Here is a 23,471-nt window from a genome sequence, read left to right as displayed (position 1 = left end):
GGGATGGCTGAACGTATATTCAAAGGGGTTGCCGGTCTCGATCTGGCGGTGACGCTGCCTTTTGCGCTGCCTTTCATCGCGGATTTGCTGATCGTCGGGATCTACCTGCTCGATGGCCTCGCAGGTTTCGGCACGCCTGCGCTCTATTTCGAAGCTGGCCCTTTCGGCATGATGTTCGTCCACATCATGGGCGTACTCGGCGTCGTCTGGGCACTTGCGCGGCTGCGCGCACCGTCTGCCGAACTCGCCCGCATGGATGCCGTTGCAAGGCTCGTTGTCGCGGCCCTGATAGTCTACGCGATTGTGTTGGGCGCAACACCCGTTCTCTGGCTTTTCGTGTTGACGGAAATCGGCGGCAGCGCATTGCAGTTTCACGCATTGCGCAAACTGCCTCAGTGAAAATCGCGGCTCTTCGGCACGAAGCGCGCTGCCCTCATGCGGCGCTCTTCCTGCCGGGCCTCATGCACTTCGCGGCTGTCCTGCGTCGGGCGGCGCACTTCGTCTGTCGGGTAGAGCGCGGTATCGCCAAGCTCCACACCGGAAGACAGCAGGGAAAGCTCCTGCGTCCAGTCTTCCAGATCGTCGGCAACGACATGAATGACGATGCCTTCCTTCTGCACCCGCCCGCGCACGAAAAGCAGGCTTGAGGTAAGAACGACGCGCCGACGCCTCTCGTAAAGTTTCGGCCAGACGATGATATTGGCGGCGCCCGTCTCGTCTTCAAGCGTCGCGAAGATGACGCCGCTCGCCGTGCCCGGCCGCTGCCGCACAAGCACGAGCCCCGCCAGCGTGACGCGCCGCCCGGGCTCGATCTCCTTCAGAGCGGCATTTGAAATGATGCCCTGTGCCGCGAAGCGCCTGCGCAGAAACGATATGGGATGCGCCTTGAGCGAGAGGCGCAGCGTCGCATAGTCGAGTACCACATGTTCGCCGGGCGGCATGGCAGGAAGCTGCATTTCCTCTTCATGCTGGAAACCGCTCTCCTCATGAGCCGCGAAAAGCGGCAGCACAGCAGGTGCCTTTCCGCCTTCGCCTTGCGCATAACCGCCAAGCCCGCGCACCGCCCAGAGCGCCTCGCGCCTGTCGAGCCCGATGGAGCGGAACGCATCCGCATCGGCAATCTTCTCGATGAGCTTCGGCGTAAGCCCCGTCTTCAGCCAGAAATGCCGAACGGAATCGAAGCCTGCGCCGCGCCCGCTTTCAATGGCATCCGTCACTGCTTCAGAAAGACCCTTCACCTGACGGAAACCAAGCCGCACGGCGTATCTGCCCTGCCCCGCTTCCTCCAGCGTGCAATCCCACTCGCTATGGTTCACATCGACGGGATGCACCTCGACGCCATGGTCGCGCGCATCGCGCACAAGCTGCGCCGGTGCGTAGAAGCCCATCGGCTGCGAATTGAGGATCGCCGCGCAAAAGGCATCCGGGTAGTGAAATTTGAGCCAGGCCGAAACATAGGCGAGCTGCGCAAAGGCCGCCGCATGGCTCTCCGGAAATCCGTAATCGGCAAAGCCTTCGATCTGCTTGAAGCAACGCTCGGCAAAATCCTGCTCATAGCCGTTGCGGATCATGCCGTTGATGAATTTCTCGCGGTAAAGGCCGATCGTGCCGGTCTTGCGAAAGGTCGCCATGGCGCGGCGAAGCTGGTCGGACTCGCCCGGCGTGAAACCCGCCGCGACAATCGCGATCTTCATGGCCTGCTCCTGAAAGAGCGGTACGCCATAGGTCTTGTTCAGGACCGCGCGCAATTCTTCCTTCGGGTAATGAACATCCTCCTTTCCACTTCGCCGCCTGAGATAGGGATGCACCATGTCGCCCTGGATCGGCCCCGGCCGGACGATGGCAACCTCGACCACAAGATCGTAGAAACAGCGGGGCTTGAGCCGCGGCAGCATCGACATCTGCGCCCGGCTCTCCACCTGAAAGACGCCGATTGCATCCGCCTCGCACAGCATGTCGTAAACCTTCATGTCGTTCTGCGGCACGGTGGCAAGATCGAGTTTCCGGCCGTGATGCTTTTCAACAAGCTGAAACGCCTTGCGGATGCAGGTGAGCATGCCGAGCGCCAGCACGTCGATCTTCAATATGCCGAGCGTGTCGAGATCGTCCTTGTCCCATTCGACGAAGGTCCGGTCTTCCATCGCCGCATTCTGGATCGGCACCACTTCCTCGAGCGGCCCGTCCGTGATGACGAAGCCGCCGACATGCTGCGAGAGATGGCGCGGGAAGCCGATCAGCTCGCTCGCAAGCCTGAGCGCGAGGCGCAAGGTACGGTTTTCCGGGTCGAGGCCGATTTCCTCCGCATCCTTGGCCGAGACACCGCCGCTCGACCAGCCCCAGGTAGAGCGCGCCAGCGCGGCGACGACATCTTCCGACAGGCCGAACACCTTGCCGACATCGCGGATGGCGCTGCGCGAGCGATAGGAAATGACGGTGGCGGCAATGCCGGCGCGGCGGCGGCCATATTTCGCATAGATATACTGGATCACCTCTTCGCGCCGCTCATGCTCGAAATCGACATCGATGTCCGGCGGCTCGTTGCGGTCGCGCGAGATGAAACGCTCGAACAGAAGATCGACTTCCGTCGGATTGACCGAGGTAATGCCGAGACAGAAACAGACGACGGAATTTGCCGCCGAGCCGCGCCCCTGACAGAGAATATCCTGCTCCCGCGCATAACGGACGATGTCATGCACCGTCAGGAAGTAAGGCGCATATTTCATTTCCTCGATCAGCGAGAGTTCATGCGTAATGGTCTTGCGTAGCTTCTCGCTGACGCCTTCGGGGAAGCGCCGCGCCGCCCCTTCCCATGTCAGCCGGATCAGAAGTTCCTGCGGCGTCTCATGCGCCGAGAATACATCCGATGGGTACTCATAGCGAAGCTCGTCCAGCGAGAAGCTGCAGCGGCGCATGATCTCCTGCGGCGCGGCAAGCGCCTGCGGGAAGGCAGCGAGAAGCCGCGTCATTTCCTCGCCGCTCTTCACATGCCGTTCGGCATTGGCGACAAGCCGGAAGCCCGCCTCGCGTAATGTGCAATGCTCGCGGATACAGGTGAGGACATCCTGCATCTTCTTGCGGTCCGGCTCGTGATAGAGAACATCATTCGTGGCGAGCAACGGCACTTTCGTCCCGGCGGAAAGTTCCGTGAGCATGGCATGGCGCCGCTTGTCGTCCGCGCGGTAAAGCGGCGTCAGCGCCAGCCAGACGGAAGCCGGAAAGCGCGCCTTCAGGGCTTCGAGATTGCCGCGAAAGGCAGCGCCCGGCATGGGCGGCGGCATGGCGATGAAGCACTGCCCCTCGCCTTCCTCCAGCACATCTTCCAGCGTGAGATGGCATTCTCCCTTCTTCGCCCGCCTGTTGCCGCGCGTGAGAAGCCGCGCGAGACGGCCATAGGCCGCGCGATCCTGCGGATAAGCGATGACCTTGAACCCGTCCATCAGCGCAAGGCGCACGCCCGGCAGAAAGCGGATGCCCGCCGTCTTTGCCGCGGCATGGGCGCGGACGAGCCCGGCCATCGTGTTGCGGTCGGCAACGCCGATCGCATCGAGCCCTTGCGCGGCAGCCGCCATGACGAGTTCTTCGGCATGGGAGGCGCCACGCAGGAAACTGAAATTGCTCGCCATGGCGAGTTCGGCAAAGCCCGCGCTCATTCGAAGATACCGTGCAGAAACCAGCGCGGCCCCTCATTGTCGTGCCTGTAGAGCCCGTCGCGATAGAGCCAGAAGCGCCGCCCGTCGCCATCTTCCACGCGGTAATAGTCGCGCGTGTGCTGGCCGCCGCCGCGCCACCATTCCGGCGTGATCCGCTCCGGCCCCTCCGCGCGGGCAACGCGATGCGCGATCCTGCGCCAGCGGAAAAGAAGCGGCGGCCCTTCCGGCACTTCCGCGACCGCTTCCACAGGCTCGGGCGCGGCCAGGAGGCGCAAGGGCCGCGGCAGGCTGCCGCCGAGAAGGCAGGCGCGATGCTCGTCTAGATGCGTCTTCCAGCCTTCTATGGCAGGCGTCACGCCATTGAGTGCGGGAACGGCCATGACCGCACGTTCGGGAATGTGGCTTGCGCGCGGCGCAAGGCGGAGAAGGCGGTCCGCGCCGAAACGATTGCTGACGCGGTCCACGAATTTTTCGAGTTCCTCTTCGTGATCGTCCCCGCCCTCGAAACCGCTCTGCGCAGGCGCAAGCGGATCGGCGGCGAGGCAGGCAAGCTCGATCGCCTCGATGCCGAAACCGGGGTCGAAATCGTCGCCGAGCAGCATGAGCTTCTCGTGAAAGAGGCGCGCGAGATGCGCGGCATCATGCGTTGCGATGCCGGTGCCCGCGCGAAGCCGCGTCACCTCGCCATCAACACGGAAAAGCTGCAGCATCATGCGGCGCGCGCCTTTCCGCTCGCGCGCCAGCACGGCGCAGAGATCGCCCGTGATGCGCGTCACCGCATCGAGAATATGCGCCTGCCGCGTCAGCCCTTCGGCAAAGGCAAGGCTTGCACGAAACGGCACGGGCGGACGCGCGGGCGAAATGGGCTCGGGTGCGGCGCCCAGCGCCTCGTCGAGACGGCGCGAAAGCTCGGCGCCGAAACGCGCGGTGAGCGGCGCGCGCGGCCGCCCGTAAAGATCGCCCACGCGCTTCAAACCGAGGCGGATGAGCCCGTCCACCTGATCGGCGCTGAGGCGAAGCGCCGCAACGGGAAGCGGACGCAGCGCATCGACCTCGCCGCCTTCGGGCAGCACGCATTCATCTTCATTGCCGAAACGCGAAAGCGCCCAGGCAGCGCCCGGCGTGGAGGCAATGGCGATCCGCGCGGTGAAACCGAAGCCGGCAAAGCGCCGCCGCATCTCCGCAAGCAGCGCCGCCTCGCCGCCAAAGAGATGCGCGCAGCCTGTTATATCGAGCAGGATGCCATCCGGTTCTCCGCCCATGCCGATGAAATCTGCCGCCGTCCAGGGCGTCCATCTTCCGCACCAGCCGGCAAGACGGCGAAGCGCCTTCCGGTCGCCCGAAGGATCTGCGGGCAGGATTTCGAGTTTCGGACAAAGCGCCATCGCGTCCGGCACGAGCTGGCCGGGCTCGACGCCCGTGGCCCGCGCCAGCGCATTGCAGGCCGTAAGGCGGATGCCGCCCGCCCCGGCCCGCGCCAGCGCCCTCGGCCTTTCCGCCACCGGCAGGGGCGCTGCCTGCCGCGCGAGCCCGCGATAAAGCCGCTCGACCGGCCAGGACGGCAGAAAAAGCGAGGAAATCCGCCGTTTTTCAGCGATACGCACAAACCGGACCCATTAAGAACAAATAGAGAACATGAGTTTGCCTCAAGCAGCACGGCGAAGCGAGTCAAATCCGGCATGCCTCTTTATTGCCTGAAAAAGGAATAGGATGACGCCATGGGAACAGGGGTTCCCGGATATCAGGAGAGCGGCATGATGAAACAGCCAAAGACGAAATATCTGGTTCTCGCCGCCGCGCTCGCGGGCCTCACACTTGCGGCCTGCACAGACCCCGTGGCCGAGCAGGCGCGGCTCGATGCGATCGACCACAAGAACTGCACCGATCTCGGCTTCCAGCCGAACACCGAGGCCTATGGCAATTGCCGCCTCAAGATGAAGGAAATCCGCGCGAAGGAAGAAGGCAGCCGCTCGCCCAATGTCGGCTTCGGTGTCGGCATCGGCATCACCAAGGGATTCTGACGGCAAGGAGTGTCCTCATGCGTATCGTGAAAACCGGCCTGACTTTCGCGGCACTTCTTGCGCTCACCGCCTGCGCGAGCCCCGAACAGCAGGCCTCCCGCGCCGCCGCGCAACTGCAATCCGATCAGGCCGAATGCCAGCGTATCGGATTTGATCCGGGTACGGAGGCTTTTTCGAACTGCCTGCTGAAGCTCAGGGAAATCCGCGCGCAGGAAGAAAATACCCGCGAACTGCGCCGCGCCAGCACGCCCTCGCCCTGGTGGGGGCCTTATCCGGGCTACTATCCGCACCCCTATCGCCGCTGGTGAGCCTCAGCCCGCCTGCATGAAGGGCACCAATCTGCCGCGCTCTTCCGCGGCAAGCCCCGCTTCGCCTTCCGCCTGCAACGGCGCGAAGGAAAATTCAGCCGCTTCGGCATTCCATTGTGCGAGCCACGCTCCCGGCTGACCGCCACGGGAACGCACAAGCGAGAGAGACCAGCGAGGCGCCCCCGGCAATCTTTCATCCGCTTCCACGCCCGCGCGTGCCTCGCTCGGGCCCGCCGCAACATGCCAGCGCGTGACGGCAACGCTTGCCGCCGCCTTGCCATGACCTGTGAAGATGAGCGCCGGCGTTTCCGTTTCCTCCGCCGCAAGCTGCAGCCGCCGCGTGGCGGAAAGCGTGAGCGCGGCGGAGCGCCCGTCCACCTCGCCGAGCACCGCCGCGAAGGCCCGCGCGCGCAGCGCCTCCTCCATGATCCAGAGACAATCCGTGTCGGAAGGCGGCAGCGCGATGATGAGCCGCGCGGGATCGAGCCCGAAAGCGGCAAGCCCGACCCCGTAAAGCCGGCCCATGTCGAAAGGCGGCCGCGCCGCCTCGCACCAGAGGACCGGCCTCGCCGAATGGCGCATGGCCGCCGCCGCCAGCGCCGCGGCAAAACCCGTCGCCGCGCCCATGTCGCGATAGGCCGCCGCCACCACCTCATGCAGCGCACCCTTCCGGAGCCCGCCGCCCGGCAAGATGCTCGCAGCCTCCGCCCCAAGCGGGATCACCCCGGCCCCCGGAGCCCCTTCGGCCCCGCTCCCGGCAATCTTCGACTTCAGATCGGCAATAAGGGCGTACCTGTCCATCTGCCCAAGATAAGTGTTCCTGTTTTGTTCTTCAAGGCCTTCCCCTCAAGAAAGAGCTCCCCTACCGCAGCAGCGCCTGGAATTCATCGGTGGAATTGGTGCGGGGGAATGGGGTCTCCGGAACGGACACGCCGAGGAAACGGCAGAGCGGGTCCCAGCCTTCCGCGACATTGAAGACGAGGAGGCGGTGGGCCGGGATCGTGCGTTTTACTTCCGCCTCGTGCTTCGCCAGCACATCGAGCACATGCGCCTTGTCGAGATTGCCGCCGAACGTCTTGTCGCGGACGACATAACCCGCCATTTCCGCTACATCCCGCGCCGGGCCTTCGGGCGGCAGATCGCCGCCGATGACCCGGAAGATCGTGTTCATCATGCTCTCGTACCAGCGCTCATGATCGCGCGTCGACAGGATCACTTTCGCGTCCGGATAATGCGCGGCGAGTTCCCGCCAGAAATGGCAGCCGGGCCAGTCGACGAGCGCCTTGTAGCCCTTGAGCAGCGCATCCCAGTCGACCGCCTCGCCCCGCGCTGCCGCATGCCATTGCGGCGCCTGATGCGGATTGGCGAAAACCTCCGTCATGTGATGACAGGGCGCAAAGCCAAGCTGCTCGAGCGCATGCTTGAGCGACAGCGTACCCATGCGGCCGAAGCCGGCGCCGATAACGGACAAGGTCATGATCGTCTCCGCGAAGGGGTCAGGCTTCAGCCACGCCCCAATAGTTGAAGCCCGCGATGCGCGGCGTCGACGGCAGATACATGCTCTGGAGATCGGCGATGCGGAAGCCGCCTTCCTCGATCAGCGCGGGCATCCTGCGGTTGAGATTGCAGCCGCCGAACAGCACCTTCCAGACCGGGTTCACGCGGTCCTGCCACTTCTTCACGCCCTCGTCGGGCGCGGCGCCATGCTCGCAGAAGACGAGCTTGCCGCCCGGCTTCAACACGCGCTTCATGCCGTGCAGCGCCGTCACCGGATCGGGGATCGTGCAGAGGCTGAAGGTGCAGAGAACCGTGTCGACGCTTTTATCCTCGAGCGGGATCTGCTCGCCCGGCAGGCCGATGAATTCGACCGGGAAGGTGAGATCCTTCGCGCGCTCGCCTGCAAGCTTCCAGGATTCCTCCGACGGATCGAGGCCGATGACCTTCGTCACCTTCGAGGCATCGTAATAGGGAAGGTTGAGGCCAGTGCCGATGCCGATTTCAAGCACGGTGCCTTCGGCCATCGGCACGACCTTCTTGCGCTGATAGCGGATCGGCTTGGTGCCGCAGGCGCAGTTGATGATATGCGGCACGATGCGGCGTTCGTAGAAACCCATGAGGCCACCCTCCCCTTATTGTTTGGGGCGAGTATGACCCTGCGCCGCGATCAGCGCCACTCCGAAACGCCGAAGCGGAGCAGCCTGTCGCCATCGATGGGGCCGATGGTGCGGCCGCGCCCGCGAAAGCCGAGCGCCGCGGCGGACAGGAGCCGCCGGTCGCGGAGCGCCGATGCCTGGCGGACGGACGCGGACAAGGCATCCCAGATCGCCTCCGGCTCGACAAGGCCCGGCGCGCGGGCGATAGCGCGCCCTGCCCAGCCTGCGGCCAGCAGACGGTCGCGCGGCATGTCTCCCTTCGGCGGCGTGAAACCGGTAGCCGCCGCATCGGCGGCAAGCGCTGCGGCAAAACCCGCAATGGCGGCGCTTTTCGACTGCACGGCCACCATGTCGAGCGCGCCGCAGGTCGGCATGGCGGAATGGATGCCGCCAAGCGCGACGCCGCCCTGAATGCCGGGCCCGAGTGCGCGCGCAAATTCCGCAAGGACCGGCGGCATATCGGCATCGGGCGGCAGGGCAATGCCCGGCTCCATATGGAGCGCTGCCGCATTGCCGAGCGCGACGATGATGAAATCCGCCTCACCCGCCGCGCGGCGCATGGCATCGAGCACGGTATCGCAGATCGCACCCGGCAGCGCCGCAAGCGGCGGCGGCAGATCGCCGCCCTGCACATCGCGGAACGGCACCACCGCTTCGAGCGCATGACGGCCCGCAACGCCGCGCGGCAGCACATCGCCGCCTTGCGCAAGAAGTTCCGCATCCTCGATCACGGCGCGGGCAAGCGAACGCGCCATGTCGGTCGCCGCATCGAGCGCATCGCGCGCGCCGGCGCCGCCCGCGGCAAAGGACAACCTGCCCGGCCAGATCTCGAAAGTTTTTTCTACAGGTACTGAAGCTGCAAACATGGAGGGAAGACTACTCCACGATACGGACGGGCGCATCCGTATGGAAAACGGATTTCTGATCGAAACGCTTTTTGTAACGCTCCTTGATTTCCGTAACCACCTTGTCCGTCTCCGCCGTGCCGGGATGCACGATGATGAGGAGTTTCGTTTTCTCGCGGATGATGGGCGCATCGGCAAGCGAGGGATCGTGCCATTGCCCATAAGCATCGATGACGGTGAAACCATCGGGGAAGCGCGGCGTGACTTCTTCGGCGAGAAAGACGTGCCACGCCTCCTCGCTCACCTCGCCGCCATCTTCAAGCGCGAGACCGAAATAGAGACTGGTCTCGACTGCCTGTTGCGGCTGCGCAAAGGACGGCGCCGCGAAGACGAGCGCGGCGAAAAGACAGGCGATGAAAGAAATACGGCGCAAGAAAAAGCCCTCCACTTCCCGCATTGTTGGCAGAGAGAGGGAGGGCTTGTCCAGTGAGGGGTGCTGTTTGAGCGGAGTTGGGACATGGATTTCACATGTTTCCTCCCAACGCCGTCATGGCCCGCTTTATGAGGGCCATGACGTATTTTGGTTTTGAGACTACCTGATCGAGGCCCGAAAAGACCGGTCGAAAATGCTACGCCGCTTCGCGGATCGCGATGTCGGAGAGGCGGAGCCGCAAGCCGTCAAGCTCTTCCGACATGATGAGCTGGCATGAAAGACGCGACCACTCGCCACCGTAATTCTGGTCGAGCTGGTCGAGCTCGTCCTCGCGCGGCGCGTGAAGTTTTGCCGACCATTCGGGATCGACTTCCACCTGACAGGTGCCGCAGGCACAGGCGCCGCCGCATTCGGCGACGATGGGGAAGCCATAATCGCGGATGATCTCCATCACCCGCCAGCCTTCCACGGCCTCGAGCTCATGCTCGCGGCCCTTGCCGTCCACAAGGATGATACGCATGACTAACTCCAGGAGTGCTGAGAACGTCAGGCGACGCCGAGCTTCTTCTGCAGGCTGGTCGACGACGTCGTGTACTGGAACGTCACCTTCGCATCCGGGTTCGCATATTTGAACGCGGCCTGCGCCATAAGCGCCGCCTCGTGGAAGCCCGAGAGAATGAGCTTCAGCTTGCCCGGATAGGTGTTGATGTCGCCGATGGCGAAGATGCCCGGCTCGCTCGTCTGGAATTTTTCCGTGTCGACCGGGATGAGGTTCTCATGAAGATTGACGCCCCAGTTGGCGATCGGGCCGAGCTTCATGGTGAGGCCGAAGAATGGCAACAGCGTGTCGCACTCGATCTCGTAATCCTTGCCGTCATTGCCCTTGGCGGTAACGCCGGTGAGCTGGCCGTTGTCGCCATGCAGCGACGTGATCTGGCCGAGATGGAACTGCATCTTCTTCTCTTCGACCAGCGCATGCATCTTGTTGACGCTGTCGGGCGCGGCGCGGAAACCGTCACGGCGGTGAATGAGCTGCATCGACTGCGTGATGGGCTGGAGATTGATCGTCCAGTCGAGCGCGCTGTCGCCGCCGCCCGAGATCAGCACCTTCTTGTTGCGGAAGGTCTCCATACGCTTCACGGCATAGAAGACGGACTTGCCTTCATAGGCCTCGATGCCGGGGATCGGCGGCTTCTTCGGCTGGAAGCTGCCGCCGCCTGCCGCAATGACGATGACTTTCGACTCGAACACGAGGCCGCCATCGGTCTTCACGCGGAAACGGCCATCGGGCAGCTTCTCCAGTTCCTCGACCATCTCGTTATAATGATACTGCGGACCGAAAGGCGCCGCCTGCTCCATCAGACGCTCGGTCAGCTCCTGGCCACTGACGACGGGAAGGGCCGGGATATCGTAGATCGGCTTTTCGGGATAAAGCTCGGCGCACTGCCCGCCCGGCTTGTCCAGAATGTCGATCAGGTGGCATTTCATATCGAGCAGGCCAAGCTCGAACACCGCGAACAGACCGCAAGGCCCCGCTCCGATGATGACCACATCCGTCGAGATTGTTTCTTGCGTCATCTCAGCCACCTGTCTTTACCTGCTCCGGGAGCAGGAATAACAATGAAAATATGTGGTTATAGATATTTCACAACCATTGACGCCTATATAGGTTGCCCCTGCCCTGACGCCAAGAGAAAAATCATGCCGATTGGCCGTGACAAACCGGCCGCGATGCCTATCTTACGCAGCGAATGCGGCAGCGCAGCATGACCCCGTGCCGCACCAGCCCCGGAGGCTCCCGATGGTGAAATGCAACACGATGGCGGAAGTCCGCCGGGAGATTGACCGGATCGACCGCGACCTGGTGAAACTCCTCGCCGAGCGGCAGTCCTATATCGAACAGGCCGGTATCATCAAGGGTGAGCGCTCGGCCGTGCGCGACGAGGCGCGGATCGAGGATGTGGTTAAGAAGGTTCTCGCGGAAGCGGACCGGGCGGGCCTCAGCCGGGCGATCGCGGAGCCGCTGTGGCGGCTCCTGATCGAGAAGTCGATCGAACATGAGTTCGATGTGTTCGACGCCCGCCCGAAGAAAAGCGTCAGCTCGGCTTCATAAGCGCCATTTCCTCGGCGGCAGCGCGCGCCACGGCGGGACGCGCGGACAGGCCCTTGAAATAGGCCTCGAGCGAAGGCCAGCGGGCAATGTCGATGCCGAAGAACGGACACAGCGACAGCACGAAAAACGCATAGGCATCGGCCACCGTGAAGCGGTTGCCGATGAGGAACGCCTTGTCCTTCACGGCCTCTGCCAGCATCGCGAACTTGACCGGCGCCACCTCGTCACGCGCATAGGCCTTGGCTTCGGGCGGCGCAGCGGGATTGAAGATCGTGGCCAGCACTTTCTGGTGCAACTCGGAACCGATGAAATTCAACAGCTCCTGAAGCCTGTACCGCTCCATGGTGCCATAGGCGGGCGCAAGCCCCGCATCCGGCTTGAGATCGGCGACATATTGAAGGATGGCGGCGTTCTCCGTCAGGACCTCGCCATTGTCGAGCCGGAGCGCCGGCACCTGGCCTTTCGGATTGATGGCGTAAAAGTCCGCCCCGTCTTCGAGCGTCTTGCTGGCAAGCGCGACGCGGTGAAACGAGGCTTCGTCGCCCTTCCCCATTTCGTAAAGCGCGATGCGCGTGGCGATGGAACAGGCCATCGGTGCGAAATAAAGCTCCATAGGTTTCCTCCCGGCTGGATTTTTGTACCTATCCGAATAATAATGAGCGCCGGACGCCCGTCAATGATTTTTTGCGAATTGGTACAAAAATGTCGAAATCCCCCCGCGGAAGGCCCCGCGCCTATGACCCCGAAAAGGCACTGACAAAGGCCATGGAGACATTCTGGGCGGCAGGCTTCACCGGCACCTCGCTCGACGACCTTGCCGCCGCGACGGGCATGAACCGGCCTAGCCTCTATGCGGCCTTCGGCGACAAGAAGTCGATCTATCTGAAAAGCCTCGACCTCTACACGGAGGGCCTGCGCAAGGTTCTCGTCGCCATCCTGCAGTCGGACATGGCACTGACGGAGGGGCTCGCCGCCTTCTATCAGGGCGGCATCGATCTCTACCTGTCGGGCGAGAACGGGCCGCGCGGCTGCTTCGTCTCCTGCACCGCGCCGGCCGAAGCGGTGGTGGATGACGACATCAGGACGGTGCTGAAGGACGTGCTGGACGAAATCGACCGGGGCCTCGAACTTCTCTACGCAAAGGCGAAGAAGCGCGGCGAGATTTCAGAAGATGCCGATGCGGCCGCGCTGGCGCGGCTCGCAGGCGCCGTGCTGCACAGCCTCGCGCTTCGCGCCCGCGCAGGCGAAACCCGCGCCGGGCTTGAGACAATCGCAAGGCAGGCTGCGAAAACGATCAGGTGAGAAAAAGAGGCGCCGTTCTCAGAACTGCTTTTCGGGCAGGTTCACCACGAGACCGTCGAGCTCATCCGTCACCTTGATCTGGCAGGAGAGGCGCGAATTGTCACGCACGTCGAAGGCGAAATCGAGCATGTCTTCTTCCATGCTCTCGGCGGGGCCCACCTTCTCCTTCCATTCCGGCGCGACATAGACATGGCAGGTCGCGCAGGCGCAGGCGCCGCCGCAATCGGCGTCGATGCCGGGAATGGAATTCTTGATGGCGCCTTCCATCACCGTCATGCCGCTTTCGACATCGATGACATGTTCCGTGCCGTTGTGCTCGATATAGGTGATCTTCGCCATCTTGCTTTTCTTCGCCGGAGGTTGAGGAACCGGGCCGGGCCCGCCTGACGCCCGAAGGGCGGCACATACATGACGCAGGGCTCATTTCTTTTCAACCCCTCAATGGCGAGAGGGACTTTTTCACGCACTTGCCCCCTTCCGCCCCCGTTGTTCCCCTGTCACCGGCATCGCATAGTCTGGGGCAGAGGAACGCAGCGGGAGGGCCGGAAATGGCGCAGAAACTCAATATTCTCTTCATCACGGCGGATCAGTGGCGCGGCGAATGCCTGTCGGCCCGCGGCCACGAAATGGTGAAGACGCCGAACCTCGATGCGCTCGCCGCCGACGGCGTGCTCTTCCAGCGGCACTACGCAAACGCAGTGCCCTGCGGCCCTTCCCGCGCCTCGCTCCATACCGGCATGTATCTGCAGAACCACCGCTCCGGCACCAATGGCACGCCGCTCGATGCGCGCCACACGAACTGGGCGAAGGAGGCGGGCCGCCTCGGCTATGACCCCGTACTCTTCGGCTATACCGACACGAGCCAGGACCCGCGCGAGGAAGACCCGGAAAGCCCCTGGCTCCTCACATATGAAGGCCCGCTGCCCGGCATCCGCCCCGTTGCCATGATGGGCACCTGGCCGACGCCCTGGACCGACTGGCTCGCCGCCAACGGCTATGACGTGCCGGCGGACATCCGCTACGCCTATGGCGAGCGCGCGCCGGGGCCGGAATATGAGGACGGTGCGGCAGTGCCCCGCCCGCTCATCTATCCGAAGGAGGTGGACGACACGAATTTCCTGACAAATCAGGTCATCGGCTATATCGGCGCGAGCGAGAAGCCCTTCATCGCCCATCTCTCGCTGCTCCGGCCGCACCCGCCTTTCGTCGCGCCCGAGCCCTTCAACGCCATGTACGACCCGGCGGCGGTGCCGGGCTTTGCGCGGAAGGAGAGCCATGAGGCGGAAGCCGCGCAGCACCCCTGGCTCGAACACCAGCTCGGCCGCAAGCTCTTCCGCGCGCCGGCGGACGAGAAAAAGCTCCGCAGGCTGAAGGCCGTCTATTACGGGCTGATGTCGGAGGTGGACGAGGCGCTGGGCCGGCTCTTCGCCTTCCTGAAAGAAAGCGGGCGCTGGGACAACACGCTCATCATTTTCACCTCCGATCACGGCGAGCAGATGGGCGACCACTGGCTGCTCGGCAAATGCGGATATTTCGACGCCTCCTACCACATCCCGCTCATCATCCGCGATCCGCGCCGCGCGGCGGATGGCGCCCGCGGCAGCGTGGTGACGCGCTTCACCGAGAATGTCGACATCATGCCGACCATGCTCGACCTCATCGGCGCGGAGATCCCCGTGCAATGCGACGGCGCCTCGCTCCGCCCCTTCCTTGAAGGACGGGAGCCCGAGACATGGCGGAAGGAAGCGCATTGGGAATTCGACTTCCGCGACCCCGCCGACGACAGCGCGGAGAAGCGTCTCGGCCTCACGCTCCATCAATGCACGATGAACATCATCCGCGACGAGAAATACAAATATGTCCACTTCACGAAATTGCCGCCGCTCCTGTTCGACCTCGAAAAGGACCCGGACGAATTCGTGAATGTCGCGACCGACCCCGCCTATCTGCCCGTGATGCTCGACTACGCCCAGCGCCTCCTCTCATGGCGCATGAACCACGACGAACAGACGCTGACCCATATCGCGCTGACGGATGACGGGCCTGTGGAGCGGCGGGCGGCGAGGTATTGATCCAGCACATGTCGTCGACCTCAGACAACAGCATTGACGCCGTCGTGATCGGCGCGGGCGTGGTCGGCCTTGCCTCAGCGCGGGCGCTGGCGCTGGCCGGGCATGAGACGGTTATTCTCGAACGGCACGGCGCTATCGGGACGGAGGTGTCCGCGCGGAACAGCGAGGTGATCCATGCGGGCATCTATTATCCGCAAGGGAGCCTGAAGGCGCGGCTCTGTGTGGAGGGGCGCGCGCGGCTTTATGCGTATCTGGAGAAGCGCAACCTCCCCCACCGGAAATGCGGCAAGCTGATCGTCGCGGCGGATGAGGCGCAGCTTGCCGAGCTTGGCGGCATTGCCGCGCGGGCGCGGGCGAATGGCGTGAGCGATCTGCGCGAGCTGACCGGCGCGGAGGCGCGCGCGCTCGAACCGGCGCTGAAGGCGGAGGCGGCGCTGTTCTCGCCCTCGACCGGCATTATGGACGCCCATGCTTTCATGCTGAGCCTTCGGGGTGAGTTCGAGGATGCAAGCGGCGTGATCGCCTTTCACGCGGGAGCCACGCGCGTGACACGGGACGGCGGCGGCTTCATCGTCCATGTTTCGGGCGCGGAGGAAACGCGGCTCCGTACACGGATCGTCGTCAATGCAGGCGGGCTATGGGCGCCGGCGCTTGCAGCGCGGATCGAAGGGCTCGACGCGGCGCATGTGCCGCGAGCGCATTTCGCCAAAGGCAACTATTTCTCGCTGACGGGTCGCGCGCCCTTTTCGCGCCTCATCTATCCCGTGCCGGAGACGGCAGGCCTCGGCGTACATCTGACGCTCGACATGGGCGGTGGGGCGCGCTTCGGCCCGGATGTGGAATGGATCGACGCGGCGGAAGGCGCGGAGCCCGATTATGCGGTGAAACCGGAGCGCGGCGCGGGCTTTTACGACGCGATCCGCCGCTACTGGCCGGGGCTGAAGGAGGGCGCGCTCGCGCCTGCTTATTCCGGCGTGCGGCCCAAGGTGAGCGGGCCGGGCGAGGCGGCGGCGGATTTCATTCTCTCTGGGCAGGACGCACACAGGATCGCGGGTCTCGTCAATCTCTTCGGGATCGAGAGTCCGGGGCTGACCTCGTCGCTTGCGATTGCGGAAGAGGTCGTGGCGATGGTGGAGGGGTAGGTTCGGGGCTTGCTGTGTCGTCCAACCCCTGCTTCACCTATGCGTCATGACCCGCTTTATGCGGGTCATCCACGTCTTTACGACAACGGCAGAAAAGGAAGACGTGGATGGCCCGGACAAGCCGGGCCATGACGGTTTTGGGAAAAGGCGGAGAGACAACAGGCCTCAGGCCTCAGACCTCAGGCTTCCGCCACGCTGTCGATGAAGGCATTCACCGCGGCGATGGCGTCGCGGATCTCGGCCATGATGCCGCTGCGGGCGGCGAGCGCGGTCTTTTCGGCTTCCTCTGCGAGCGTCGCCAGCGCCCAGGCGCCGAGGCCGCGGGCGGACCCCTTGAGGCTGTGGGCAGCGTTCTGCCATTCCTTCTCGTCGCCTGCCGCATCGAGCCGGGCGAGATAGACATCCGCCTGAGAGCGGAAGAGACCGAGCAGCTCGTTTTCGAGCGAGCGGTTGCCGAGCGTGTATTTCGAGAGGTGAACGAGATCGATGGGCCTTGCGGCGCCGCACGGGCTGTCGGAGGGGCGCATTTCGCTTTCCGTCTGACGCATCATTGTCGAGGATTTCATGCCACTGCTCCGCCGTTTCGCTGCCTGGGTGAAGTCTAGAAGCGGGCCCGATACCGATTCGTTAACGCCGGACGTCGGGAGCGCACCCGAGGCAGGGCGCCGCGCCCCGCAGGAAGGTTGACGCCCCACCCGCCTTCCGACACGCTGGCCCCTGCCGCATGTCAGCGCGAGGCCGGGAAAGATCATGAAAAACAAGGAATTGCCGCAGGACGAGACCGCCTCCGGGACGGACGCCGGGAAGTCTGCGCCCGCAGACGGGAACCTGCCGGTACGTGCGGCAAACGAGGACAGCCCGACAGGCGGCGCGCTTTACCGCATGATCGCCAGGCGGCCGAGCCCCGGAATCATCGGCGCGGCGGCGGTCGCAAGCATCTTCTGGCTTGGCGCAGGCGCGGCCTATCTCTGGGGCCTATACGGGCTCGAAGGGCTCACGGCCCTGACGCAGCTCGAAACCGGCATCATTGCCGCGGCGGCGCTGCTGCCGCTCACCTTCATCTGGATGCTGGCCTGGACGGCTTGGCGCGCGGCGGAAATGCGGCTCATGTCGGAGGCGCTGGCGCGCACCGCGATCCGCCTGTCCGACCCGGAAGATTTCGCGACAGACCAGATCGCCACCATTTCGGCCGCCGTACGCCGCGAACTCGGCGCGATGCGCGAAGGGCTCGACGCGGCGCTGAGCCAGGCAGCCGAACTCAACAGCCTCATCTCGCGCGAAGTGGAAGAACTGGACCGGGGCACGGGCCGCGCCGAATTCCGCACACGGACGATGGAAGACCTCCTCGCCCGCCACAAGCAGAGCCTCGAGGAAATCGCAAAGACCTTCGGCAGCGAGAGCGACACGATTTCCCGCGCAATCCGCGAACAGGTGGAAGCCGTGCATGGCCTCAGCGGGAAGGCGGAGGCCGACATCGAGGCGGCGGGAAAGCGCATGGCCGAGCAGGCCGAAACGCTTGCCCGCACCAGCGAGGCCGCGCGCGCAGGCGCCGACCAGACGGCCGCCATGCTCGACCGGCAATCCTCACGGCTCGAAGTCGTGGCGGCAGGCGCACTCTCCAAGGCCGAGGAAATCGGCCAGAACTATGAGCGCCAGCGCGACATCATCGCCGAAGCCGCAACGCGGCTCGAACAGGAACATGAGCGCCTCAACGCCGTGTTCGAGGCGCATCGCGACGGCATGAACGAGGCCAACAAGTCGCTCGCACACCACACCGCGGAAATCGGCCGCGCTGTGGCGGGGCTCAGCGCCGGGCTCGACACGACATTCGAGGCGGCAGCGGCGCGCGCGGCGGCTTTGCGCGAAAGCATTGCCGGCGAAATCCGCCGCGGCGCGGAGGAAGCAGCAGATGCCTCGACCGCCGTTAGCCGTTCGGCGGGTGCGGCGACCCGCGCCATCGGCGCGACGGTGGACGAACTCAAGGCCGCATCAGGCGCGCTCGCCAATGATGTGAGCCGCGCGGCGAGTGAGGCCATTTCCTCAACAACGGAACGCCTGACCGCCGCAACCGCCGCGCTCAGCCGCGACCTCACGCTGGCGACCGAAAAACTGGCGACCGATGTCGGCGGCAAGACGGAAGAACTGCGCAAGCTCGCCGAAACAGCGACCAACGATGCCAGCACCGCGGCCGAGCGCTTCAACGCCGCCATGATCCGCCTTGGCGGCACGGCGCGCGAAGCCGGCCGCGCGCTGCACGAGGCGACAGACGATCTGGCAACCCGCATCGGCGAATTGCCGGACGAGGCGGCATCTGGCGCAAAGGCGCTGCGCGAAGTGCTGGAGGAACAGGTTTCCGCGCTTGCCACCATCGCAGAAATCGTGGTGCGCCATGCGCGCACGCTCGACCGGGCAACGCCGCTCCGCCGCGAAAGCGACTTTCCGCGCCCGGCCGCCACCTACCGCGAGGCGCCGCGCGTGGCCCCGAAGGGCGAACGCCGCTGGGGCATGTCCGACCTGCTCGCCGCCGCCGAACGTCGCGGCGGCGCAAGCGGCAGCGAGGGGCTTCACGGCGATGAGCGCGACTTCCAGCGCGCCTCGCTCCATGTCATCGAAACGCTGCAGGCGCTCGCGATCGACCTCGACCGCGCGCTGGAGGAAAGCCCGCCGCCGGAACTCTGGCAACGCTATCAGGCGGGCGAGCGCAATGTCTTTACGCGCCGCCTCTACAACATGGCGGGGCGCGAGCTTTATGACCGCATTTCGCAGAAATACCGCAAGGACGGCGAGTTCCGCGCCCATGTGGACCGCTTCGTGGCGAGTTTCGAGGAATTGCTCGGCGCCGCCAGCACCCGCGACCGCGACAACATCCTTGTCGAGACCTACCTCACCTCGGACACCGGCAAGGTCTACCTCATGCTCGGTCAGGCAATCGGGAAGCTGAGCTAGGGGCGTAAAGTCTTCTTGTGACATGTCATTGCCGGGCTTGACCCGGCAATCCAGAGCCATTTGCACCGCGCTTGCCGCCCCTGGGTGCCCGGATCAAGTCCGGGCATGACAGTCTGCGAGCGGAAAGTGAAACTCTCAGCTCCCCGCGCCTGCGGCGAGCGACCGTTCCAGCGTCCATCCCGCAATCTCGGCGAGCACGGCGCCGAGAGCGGCATCATAGGCGGCAACAACATTTGCCATGCCTGCGCCGGGCGCAGCCGCTTCCGACGAGAACTCCCGCGAGGCAACGATGCTCCGGTCGCGCGCGCGCAACAGGCGGACATAGAAGGCGACCTTGACCTTCGTCGTGCCCTGCCCGAGCCCGGCCGTTTCATCGCGCGTCGCAGCGAACGAGCGAATGTCGCCGACCAGCGCATAGTCCATGCGCACATTGCTGCCCGGTCCGATGATGGCGGGGAAATTTCCCGTGCCTGCCAGCGTTTCGACCAATAGCGAGGAAATCATGCGCGGGGCGCGATCGCTCCAGCGTGCGCCGGCATAATAGGCGATCTCGTTTTCATTCGGCTGAAAGACGATGCGCGTCGTGTCGATGGCGGCAGGCGCAACGAAATCCTCCACCACGATCTGCGCCGCGACAGGTCCAGCCGTCCGCATCTCGTCTGGCGCGGGCGCCTTCAGAACATAAAGCGAAGGCGGCGGCCCGCTGGCGACACCGGCAAGCGCGCAGCCGCCGAGCGGCCCGACTGCTGCAACGACAAATGCCGCGCGCAACCATTTTCCGAACCGGCTCATCGCTGCCCCGTCCATTATCGCGCCTCCACTTCCGGTACGTTGTTGCCGATAAGGAACCGCGCCGGGTCGTCGCCCGCTCTCGTCGTGATCCGCTCCAGCGAGGAGACGAGCGATCGCGTTTCGGATACGAGTTGCGGCAATTGGGCAAGGCCCGCACCGACGCCTGGCCCACTCTGCTTGAGGATGGCATCGAGTTCTTCCGCCACCTCGCGATAAGCCCGTGCCGCCTCGCGCGCGTCGCCGATAAAGGCCTTCACATCGTCCTTCATCAGCTGGTCGGCATTGCGGCTGATACTGTTGAGATGCACGGAAGCCTGGGCCAATTGCTCGATCGCCTTGGTCACATCATCGGAGCTGTCAGCGAGCGCCTGCGACATGATCGCGACATTGGCGAGCGAGTCGTTGACCGCCTTCTGGTTCTCGACAACGAGCTTGTTGAGTTCTTTCAGGAGTTCATTGGCGCTTTGCAGCGTTTCCGGGCCGCTCCGCAGCAGATCCTGCAGCGTGGACGGTGCCGCGCGAATGACCGGATAGTCCTGACCTTCACGCGCTACCAGGTCCGCCGATTCCGGGCTGCCGCCGGTCAACTGGATGAAGGCGACGCCAGTGAGCCCGGAGAGCTCAAGCTGTGCTATCGAGTCTTCCTTCACCGGCGTACGCGCATCGACCTCGATGATAGCAACGACCCTGTTCGGGTTTCGCTCCATCAGCTGAAGCGACCGCACCTTGCCGACCGGCAAGCCGTTATATTGGACGGCACCCGACTCCGAGAGGCCCGACACCGATCCATCGAAGATGATCTTGTAATAGGCGAACTGCCGGTTGAGCTGAACGCCGCTCACCCAGAGGATCACGAGGAAAGCGCCGATAATGGTCGCAATCGTGAAGGCGCCGATCAGGACATTGTTGGATTTGATTTCCATGGCCGCTACTTGCCCGCAAGAGCCGCGCGCGCACGCGGCCCGTGAAAATACTCGTGGATCCAAGGGTGGCTGCTACGCAACATGTCGTCGATCGTGCCGACAAGGATAACATGTTTCTCGGCAATTACCGCGATACGGTCGCAGGTCGCGTGAAGCGTGTCGAGGTCGTGGGTCACAAGAAAGACCGTCAGACCGAGCGTTTCCTTGAGCTCGTTGATGAGATCGTCGAAGGCGGCGGCGCCGATCGGGTCGAGGCCTGCCGTGGGCTCGTCGAGAAAGAGGATTTCCGGGTCGAGCGCCAGCGCACGGGCGAGCCCCGCCCTCTTCCTCATGCCGCCGGAAAGTTCCGAGGGATAGAGCGCACCGGCGGTTGGCCGGAGGCCGACCATCGCGATCTTGATCGCGGCCAGTTCGTCCATCAGTTCCTGCGACAGATGGAGATGTTCGCGATAGGGAACCTGGATATTCTCCGCAACGGTAAGCGCCGAGAAAAGCGCGCCATCCTGAAAGAGAACACCCCAGCGCCGCTCGTTGAGACGGCGCTCCTCTTCCGGCAATTCGGAAAAATCAATGCCGAAGACGCGGATGCGGCCTGAATCGGGCTTCTTCAATCCGAGGATCGTTCGCAGGAGCACAGATTTGCCCGTGCCCGAGCCGCCGACAATGCCGATCACCTCTCCGCGATTGACGGTGAGATCGAGATTCTCGTGAATGACGTGATCGCCGAACCTCGTGTCGAGCCCGCGCACTTCGATGATGGGTTCGCCCATTTTCGCCACGCTCAGATCCCCACCGCTGTGAAGAACATGGCAAACAGTGCGTCGAGGATGATGACGAGAAAGATCGAGCGCACGACGGAGCGCGTCGTCATGGCGCCGACGGACTCGGCGCTACCGGTGACAGAAAGCCCGGCGCGGCAGCCGACAAGCGCAATGACGGACGCCATGAACGGCGCCTTGATGAGCCCGACCGCTATGGTCCAGAAATCGACCGCTTCCTGTACCCGTGTCATGTAAGTGCCAGGCGACATGTCGAGCATGAAATAGACCACGACACCGCCGCCGATGAGGCCCATCAGGTCGGCGACGAAGGTGAGCAGCGGCAGGGTGACGCAAAGTGCCGCCACGCGCGGAATGACCAGCATGTCCATCGGATCGAGGCCTAGGGCGCGCATTGCGTCGATTTCCTCGCGCATCTTCATGGAGCCGATTTCGGCGGTGAAGGCGCTGCCCGATCGGCCTGCCACGATGATCGCGGTCAGCAGCAGTCCGACTTCGCGCAGGAAGATGATCGCGATCAGATTGACCGTGAAGACCTCGGCGCCGAACTGGCGAAGCTGCACCGCGCCTTGCTGCGCGACGACTGCGCCGATCAGGAAGGTGAGCAGGCAGACAAGCGGCAGCGCATCGAAGCCCGACTTTTCCATGTGGTGCACGAAAGGCACGAAGCGAAAGCGGCGTGGACTGGCCAATGTCCGCCCGAAGGCCGAAACAACGGCGCCTATGAAGCCGAGCATGCCGCGAGCTTCCTCGCCCATCGCCCGCGTCGTCGTACCGATCCGGTCCAGTATCTGGATGTGAAGAGGCACGGGGACGGGTTTGGATGGCTCGGGCTTGCCATAGGTTTCGATCTTGTCGAGCAGGCGGCGCTGCGCTTCGGTGACGCCCTCGAATTCGACGCGAAGCCCCTTCTCCTCGAACACGCGCGCCATACGGTCAAGCACGGCCGCGGAGGATGTGTCGAAACGGGTGATACCGGAAAAATCGATGATGGCGCGCTCGGCCTTGATGGCGCCGCGCCCGAGCGCCCGAAGTTCCCCGTCAACCTCGTTCAGATGTGCAATCGTCCAGTCGCCGGACGCCACGAGACGCAGCACCCGGTTTTCGGCGACAACCTGGCAAGCGGCGGCGTCTTGCGGTGCGTCTGATTTAGCTGTGGGTGGTACCGAGCCGGCCAAAATTCCCTCGATTTCCGCCGAAGAAGACCGGCCCTGCCACCGGCGCCGTCAATGTGCCCGTCCCGGCGCGATACGGCAAGCGCCGCGCCGGATCGTCGCATGCCCTTCACATGGCGCGCCGATAGGATAGGTTCCTCTCCGGCGGCCGGATTCAGTCTGCCGGTGAATAGTATCAATGGAGTGCAAGGAATGCGTGGTTTGCTGACAGGTATCGCGGGGATGGCCCTGGCGCTCGCGGTTTCGAGCGCGGCCATGGCCGATGAGGCCGGCGACGCGGAAAAGGGCAAGAAAATCTTTGCCCGCTGCCAGGCCTGCCACACGCTGAATGAAGGCGGCGGCAACCGCATCGGGCCGAACCTTCACGGCGTCTTTGGCCGCACGGCTGGTACGCTCGAAGGCTTCTCCTACTCGAAAGCCATGGTCGCCAAGGGTGAGGAAGGCCTTGTCTGGGACGATGAAACGCTGACCGAATATTTCCGCAAGCCCGCCGGGCTCGTCCCCGGTGGTTCCATGGCCTTTCCGGGATTGCGCAAGGATGAGGACCTCGCGAACCTGATCGCCTATCTGAAGGTCGAAACCGGCGCCGAATAATGCCCTACCCTGCCCCGGGCCGTTTTTCCGGGGCAGGCGCATCGCTGCCCTCATGTCTCCCCATATCCTCCGCTTCGTTTCCCGTGCCACCCTGTCTGGAACGGAAACTGCAAATACAGCGGTAGCGGCCCGGTTTCTGTTCAGAAAAAGGACAGAAACGGGCCCTTAGGATCAATATGGGGCAATGCCGGCGCCAGACCCCCCGCGCCCGGCGAGTAGCGAG

Annotated in this window: 25 protein-coding genes; 9 read left to right on the top strand and 16 right to left on the bottom strand. The window is 64.1% G+C overall.

All coding sequences use genetic code 11. The features are described from left to right. Nucleotides 1-3 precede the first annotated feature (3 nt). Nucleotides 4-399, top strand: coding sequence for a hypothetical protein (locus tag ACK4FH_RS09925; protein WP_409813136.1), 396 nt, complete (start codon nucleotides 4-6; stop codon nucleotides 397-399). On the opposite strand, the gene ACK4FH_RS09920 is transcribed toward ACK4FH_RS09925, so the two are convergent. Next, nucleotides 393-3,650 (bottom strand): error-prone DNA polymerase, encoded by a 3,258-nt coding sequence (locus tag ACK4FH_RS09920; protein ID WP_409813134.1) that lies wholly within the window; start codon nucleotides 3,648-3,650, stop codon nucleotides 393-395. The two genes, ACK4FH_RS09925 and ACK4FH_RS09920, sit on opposite strands and share 7 nt — an antisense overlap. Then, complete coding sequence (locus ACK4FH_RS09915) at nucleotides 3,647-5,254, bottom strand: DNA polymerase Y family protein (protein ID WP_409813132.1); 1,608 nt, start codon at nucleotides 5,252-5,254, stop codon at nucleotides 3,647-3,649. Before ACK4FH_RS09915 ends, ACK4FH_RS09920 begins: the two co-directional genes overlap by 4 nt. A gap of 150 nt (nucleotides 5,255-5,404) precedes the next feature. On the opposite strand from ACK4FH_RS09915, the gene ACK4FH_RS09910 reads away from it, so the two are divergent. Together ACK4FH_RS09910 and ACK4FH_RS09905 are read left to right on the top strand one after the other, a co-directional pair. Continuing rightward, nucleotides 5,405-5,671 (top strand): hypothetical protein, encoded by a 267-nt coding sequence (locus ACK4FH_RS09910; protein WP_409813130.1) that lies wholly within the window; start codon nucleotides 5,405-5,407, stop codon nucleotides 5,669-5,671. Between the two features lie 17 nt (nucleotides 5,672-5,688). Next, nucleotides 5,689-5,979 (top strand): hypothetical protein, encoded by a 291-nt coding sequence (locus tag ACK4FH_RS09905; RefSeq protein WP_409813128.1) that lies wholly within the window; start codon nucleotides 5,689-5,691, stop codon nucleotides 5,977-5,979. A gap of 3 nt (nucleotides 5,980-5,982) precedes the next feature. On the opposite strand, the gene ACK4FH_RS09900 is transcribed toward ACK4FH_RS09905, so the two are convergent. From ACK4FH_RS09900 to ACK4FH_RS09870, 7 genes are all read right to left on the bottom strand, one after another. After that, nucleotides 5,983-6,780: an ImuA family protein gene (locus ACK4FH_RS09900; RefSeq protein WP_409813126.1), complete on the bottom strand. Its 798-nt coding sequence runs from the start codon at nucleotides 6,778-6,780 to the stop codon at nucleotides 5,983-5,985. Between the two features lie 61 nt (nucleotides 6,781-6,841). Then, a complete protein-coding gene (locus ACK4FH_RS09895) occupies nucleotides 6,842-7,456 on the bottom strand; it encodes a sulfotransferase family protein (RefSeq protein ID WP_409813124.1) in 615 nt (204 codons plus the stop codon). Between the two features lie 19 nt (nucleotides 7,457-7,475). Then, nucleotides 7,476-8,093: a class I SAM-dependent methyltransferase gene (locus ACK4FH_RS09890; RefSeq protein WP_409813123.1), complete on the bottom strand. Its 618-nt coding sequence runs from the start codon at nucleotides 8,091-8,093 to the stop codon at nucleotides 7,476-7,478. A 50-nt stretch (nucleotides 8,094-8,143) separates the two neighbouring features. Then, nucleotides 8,144-8,998 carry a hypothetical protein gene (locus ACK4FH_RS09885; protein WP_409813121.1) on the bottom strand — a complete coding sequence of 285 codons (855 nt, stop codon included), beginning with the start codon at nucleotides 8,996-8,998 and terminating at the stop codon, nucleotides 8,144-8,146. Nucleotides 8,999-9,008: 10 nt separating this feature from the next. Beyond that, nucleotides 9,009-9,410: a DUF3574 domain-containing protein gene (locus tag ACK4FH_RS09880; protein ID WP_409813119.1), complete on the bottom strand. Its 402-nt coding sequence runs from the start codon at nucleotides 9,408-9,410 to the stop codon at nucleotides 9,009-9,011. Between the two features lie 196 nt (nucleotides 9,411-9,606). Beyond that, nucleotides 9,607-9,930: a 2Fe-2S iron-sulfur cluster-binding protein gene (locus ACK4FH_RS09875; RefSeq protein WP_409813117.1), complete on the bottom strand. Its 324-nt coding sequence runs from the start codon at nucleotides 9,928-9,930 to the stop codon at nucleotides 9,607-9,609. Between the two features lie 26 nt (nucleotides 9,931-9,956). Next, nucleotides 9,957-10,988 carry an NAD(P)/FAD-dependent oxidoreductase gene (locus ACK4FH_RS09870; RefSeq protein WP_409813116.1) on the bottom strand — a complete coding sequence of 344 codons (1,032 nt, stop codon included), beginning with the start codon at nucleotides 10,986-10,988 and terminating at the stop codon, nucleotides 9,957-9,959. A 223-nt stretch (nucleotides 10,989-11,211) separates the two neighbouring features. On the opposite strand from ACK4FH_RS09870, the gene ACK4FH_RS09865 reads away from it, so the two are divergent. After that, nucleotides 11,212-11,523: a chorismate mutase gene (locus ACK4FH_RS09865; RefSeq protein WP_409813115.1), complete on the top strand. Its 312-nt coding sequence runs from the start codon at nucleotides 11,212-11,214 to the stop codon at nucleotides 11,521-11,523. On the opposite strand, the gene ACK4FH_RS09860 is transcribed toward ACK4FH_RS09865, so the two are convergent. Further along, the gene (locus tag ACK4FH_RS09860) at nucleotides 11,507-12,136 is read right to left on the bottom strand and encodes a glutathione binding-like protein (RefSeq protein ID WP_409813113.1); all 630 of its coding nucleotides are present in this window, start codon (nucleotides 12,134-12,136) and stop codon (nucleotides 11,507-11,509) included. The two genes, ACK4FH_RS09865 and ACK4FH_RS09860, sit on opposite strands and share 17 nt — an antisense overlap. A gap of 89 nt (nucleotides 12,137-12,225) precedes the next feature. On the opposite strand from ACK4FH_RS09860, the gene ACK4FH_RS09855 reads away from it, so the two are divergent. Further along, complete coding sequence (locus ACK4FH_RS09855) at nucleotides 12,226-12,825, top strand: TetR/AcrR family transcriptional regulator (RefSeq protein ID WP_409813111.1); 600 nt, start codon at nucleotides 12,226-12,228, stop codon at nucleotides 12,823-12,825. 18 nt (nucleotides 12,826-12,843) lie between these two features. Here ACK4FH_RS09855 and ACK4FH_RS09850 read toward each other — a convergent pair whose 3' ends face one another. Beyond that, nucleotides 12,844-13,164 carry a 2Fe-2S iron-sulfur cluster-binding protein gene (locus ACK4FH_RS09850; protein WP_409813109.1) on the bottom strand — a complete coding sequence of 107 codons (321 nt, stop codon included), beginning with the start codon at nucleotides 13,162-13,164 and terminating at the stop codon, nucleotides 12,844-12,846. Between the two features lie 209 nt (nucleotides 13,165-13,373). On the opposite strand from ACK4FH_RS09850, the gene ACK4FH_RS09845 reads away from it, so the two are divergent. Further along, complete coding sequence (locus tag ACK4FH_RS09845; protein ID WP_409813107.1) at nucleotides 13,374-14,897, top strand: alkaline phosphatase family protein; 1,524 nt, start codon at nucleotides 13,374-13,376, stop codon at nucleotides 14,895-14,897. Nucleotides 14,898-14,905: 8 nt separating this feature from the next. After that, the gene (locus ACK4FH_RS09840) at nucleotides 14,906-16,039 is read left to right on the top strand and encodes an NAD(P)/FAD-dependent oxidoreductase (RefSeq protein ID WP_409813105.1); all 1,134 of its coding nucleotides are present in this window, start codon (nucleotides 14,906-14,908) and stop codon (nucleotides 16,037-16,039) included. A 179-nt stretch (nucleotides 16,040-16,218) separates the two neighbouring features. Here the strand turns inward: ACK4FH_RS09840 and ACK4FH_RS09835 are convergent, their stop codons facing one another. Further along, nucleotides 16,219-16,605: an Hpt domain-containing protein gene (locus ACK4FH_RS09835; RefSeq protein WP_409813104.1), complete on the bottom strand. Its 387-nt coding sequence runs from the start codon at nucleotides 16,603-16,605 to the stop codon at nucleotides 16,219-16,221. Nucleotides 16,606-16,789: 184 nt separating this feature from the next. Between ACK4FH_RS09835 and ACK4FH_RS09830 the strand changes: the two genes are divergently transcribed. Further along, the gene (locus tag ACK4FH_RS09830; RefSeq protein WP_409813102.1) at nucleotides 16,790-18,985 is read left to right on the top strand and encodes a hypothetical protein; all 2,196 of its coding nucleotides are present in this window, start codon (nucleotides 16,790-16,792) and stop codon (nucleotides 18,983-18,985) included. A gap of 135 nt (nucleotides 18,986-19,120) precedes the next feature. Here the strand turns inward: ACK4FH_RS09830 and ACK4FH_RS09825 are convergent, their stop codons facing one another. Genes ACK4FH_RS09825 through ACK4FH_RS09810 form a run of 4 tightly spaced genes read right to left on the bottom strand, consistent with a single transcriptional unit; the run spans nucleotide 19,121 to nucleotide 22,576 of the window. Further along, nucleotides 19,121-19,777: an ABC-type transport auxiliary lipoprotein family protein gene (locus ACK4FH_RS09825; protein ID WP_409813101.1), complete on the bottom strand. Its 657-nt coding sequence runs from the start codon at nucleotides 19,775-19,777 to the stop codon at nucleotides 19,121-19,123. 14 nt (nucleotides 19,778-19,791) lie between these two features. Beyond that, on the bottom strand, nucleotides 19,792-20,700 hold the full coding sequence (locus ACK4FH_RS09820; RefSeq protein ID WP_409813099.1) for an MlaD family protein: 909 nt from the start codon (nucleotides 20,698-20,700) through the stop codon (nucleotides 19,792-19,794). Nucleotides 20,701-20,705: 5 nt separating this feature from the next. After that, nucleotides 20,706-21,470 carry an ABC transporter ATP-binding protein gene (locus ACK4FH_RS09815; protein ID WP_409813097.1) on the bottom strand — a complete coding sequence of 255 codons (765 nt, stop codon included), beginning with the start codon at nucleotides 21,468-21,470 and terminating at the stop codon, nucleotides 20,706-20,708. Nucleotides 21,471-21,481: 11 nt separating this feature from the next. Next, nucleotides 21,482-22,576 carry an ABC transporter permease gene (locus tag ACK4FH_RS09810; protein WP_409813095.1) on the bottom strand — a complete coding sequence of 365 codons (1,095 nt, stop codon included), beginning with the start codon at nucleotides 22,574-22,576 and terminating at the stop codon, nucleotides 21,482-21,484. Nucleotides 22,577-22,846: 270 nt separating this feature from the next. Here ACK4FH_RS09810 and ACK4FH_RS09805 point away from each other — a divergent pair, with 270 nt between their 5' ends. Beyond that, nucleotides 22,847-23,248, top strand: a complete 402-nt coding sequence (locus tag ACK4FH_RS09805) for a c-type cytochrome (RefSeq protein WP_409813093.1) — start codon at nucleotides 22,847-22,849, stop codon at nucleotides 23,246-23,248. Nucleotides 23,249-23,471 lie beyond the last annotated feature (223 nt).

Origin of the sequence: Parvibaculum sp., from assembly GCF_046297875.1 — a bacterium.
GTDB lineage: Bacteria > Pseudomonadota > Alphaproteobacteria > Parvibaculales > Parvibaculaceae > Parvibaculum.
This window is presented reverse-complemented; position numbering and strand designations above follow the sequence as displayed.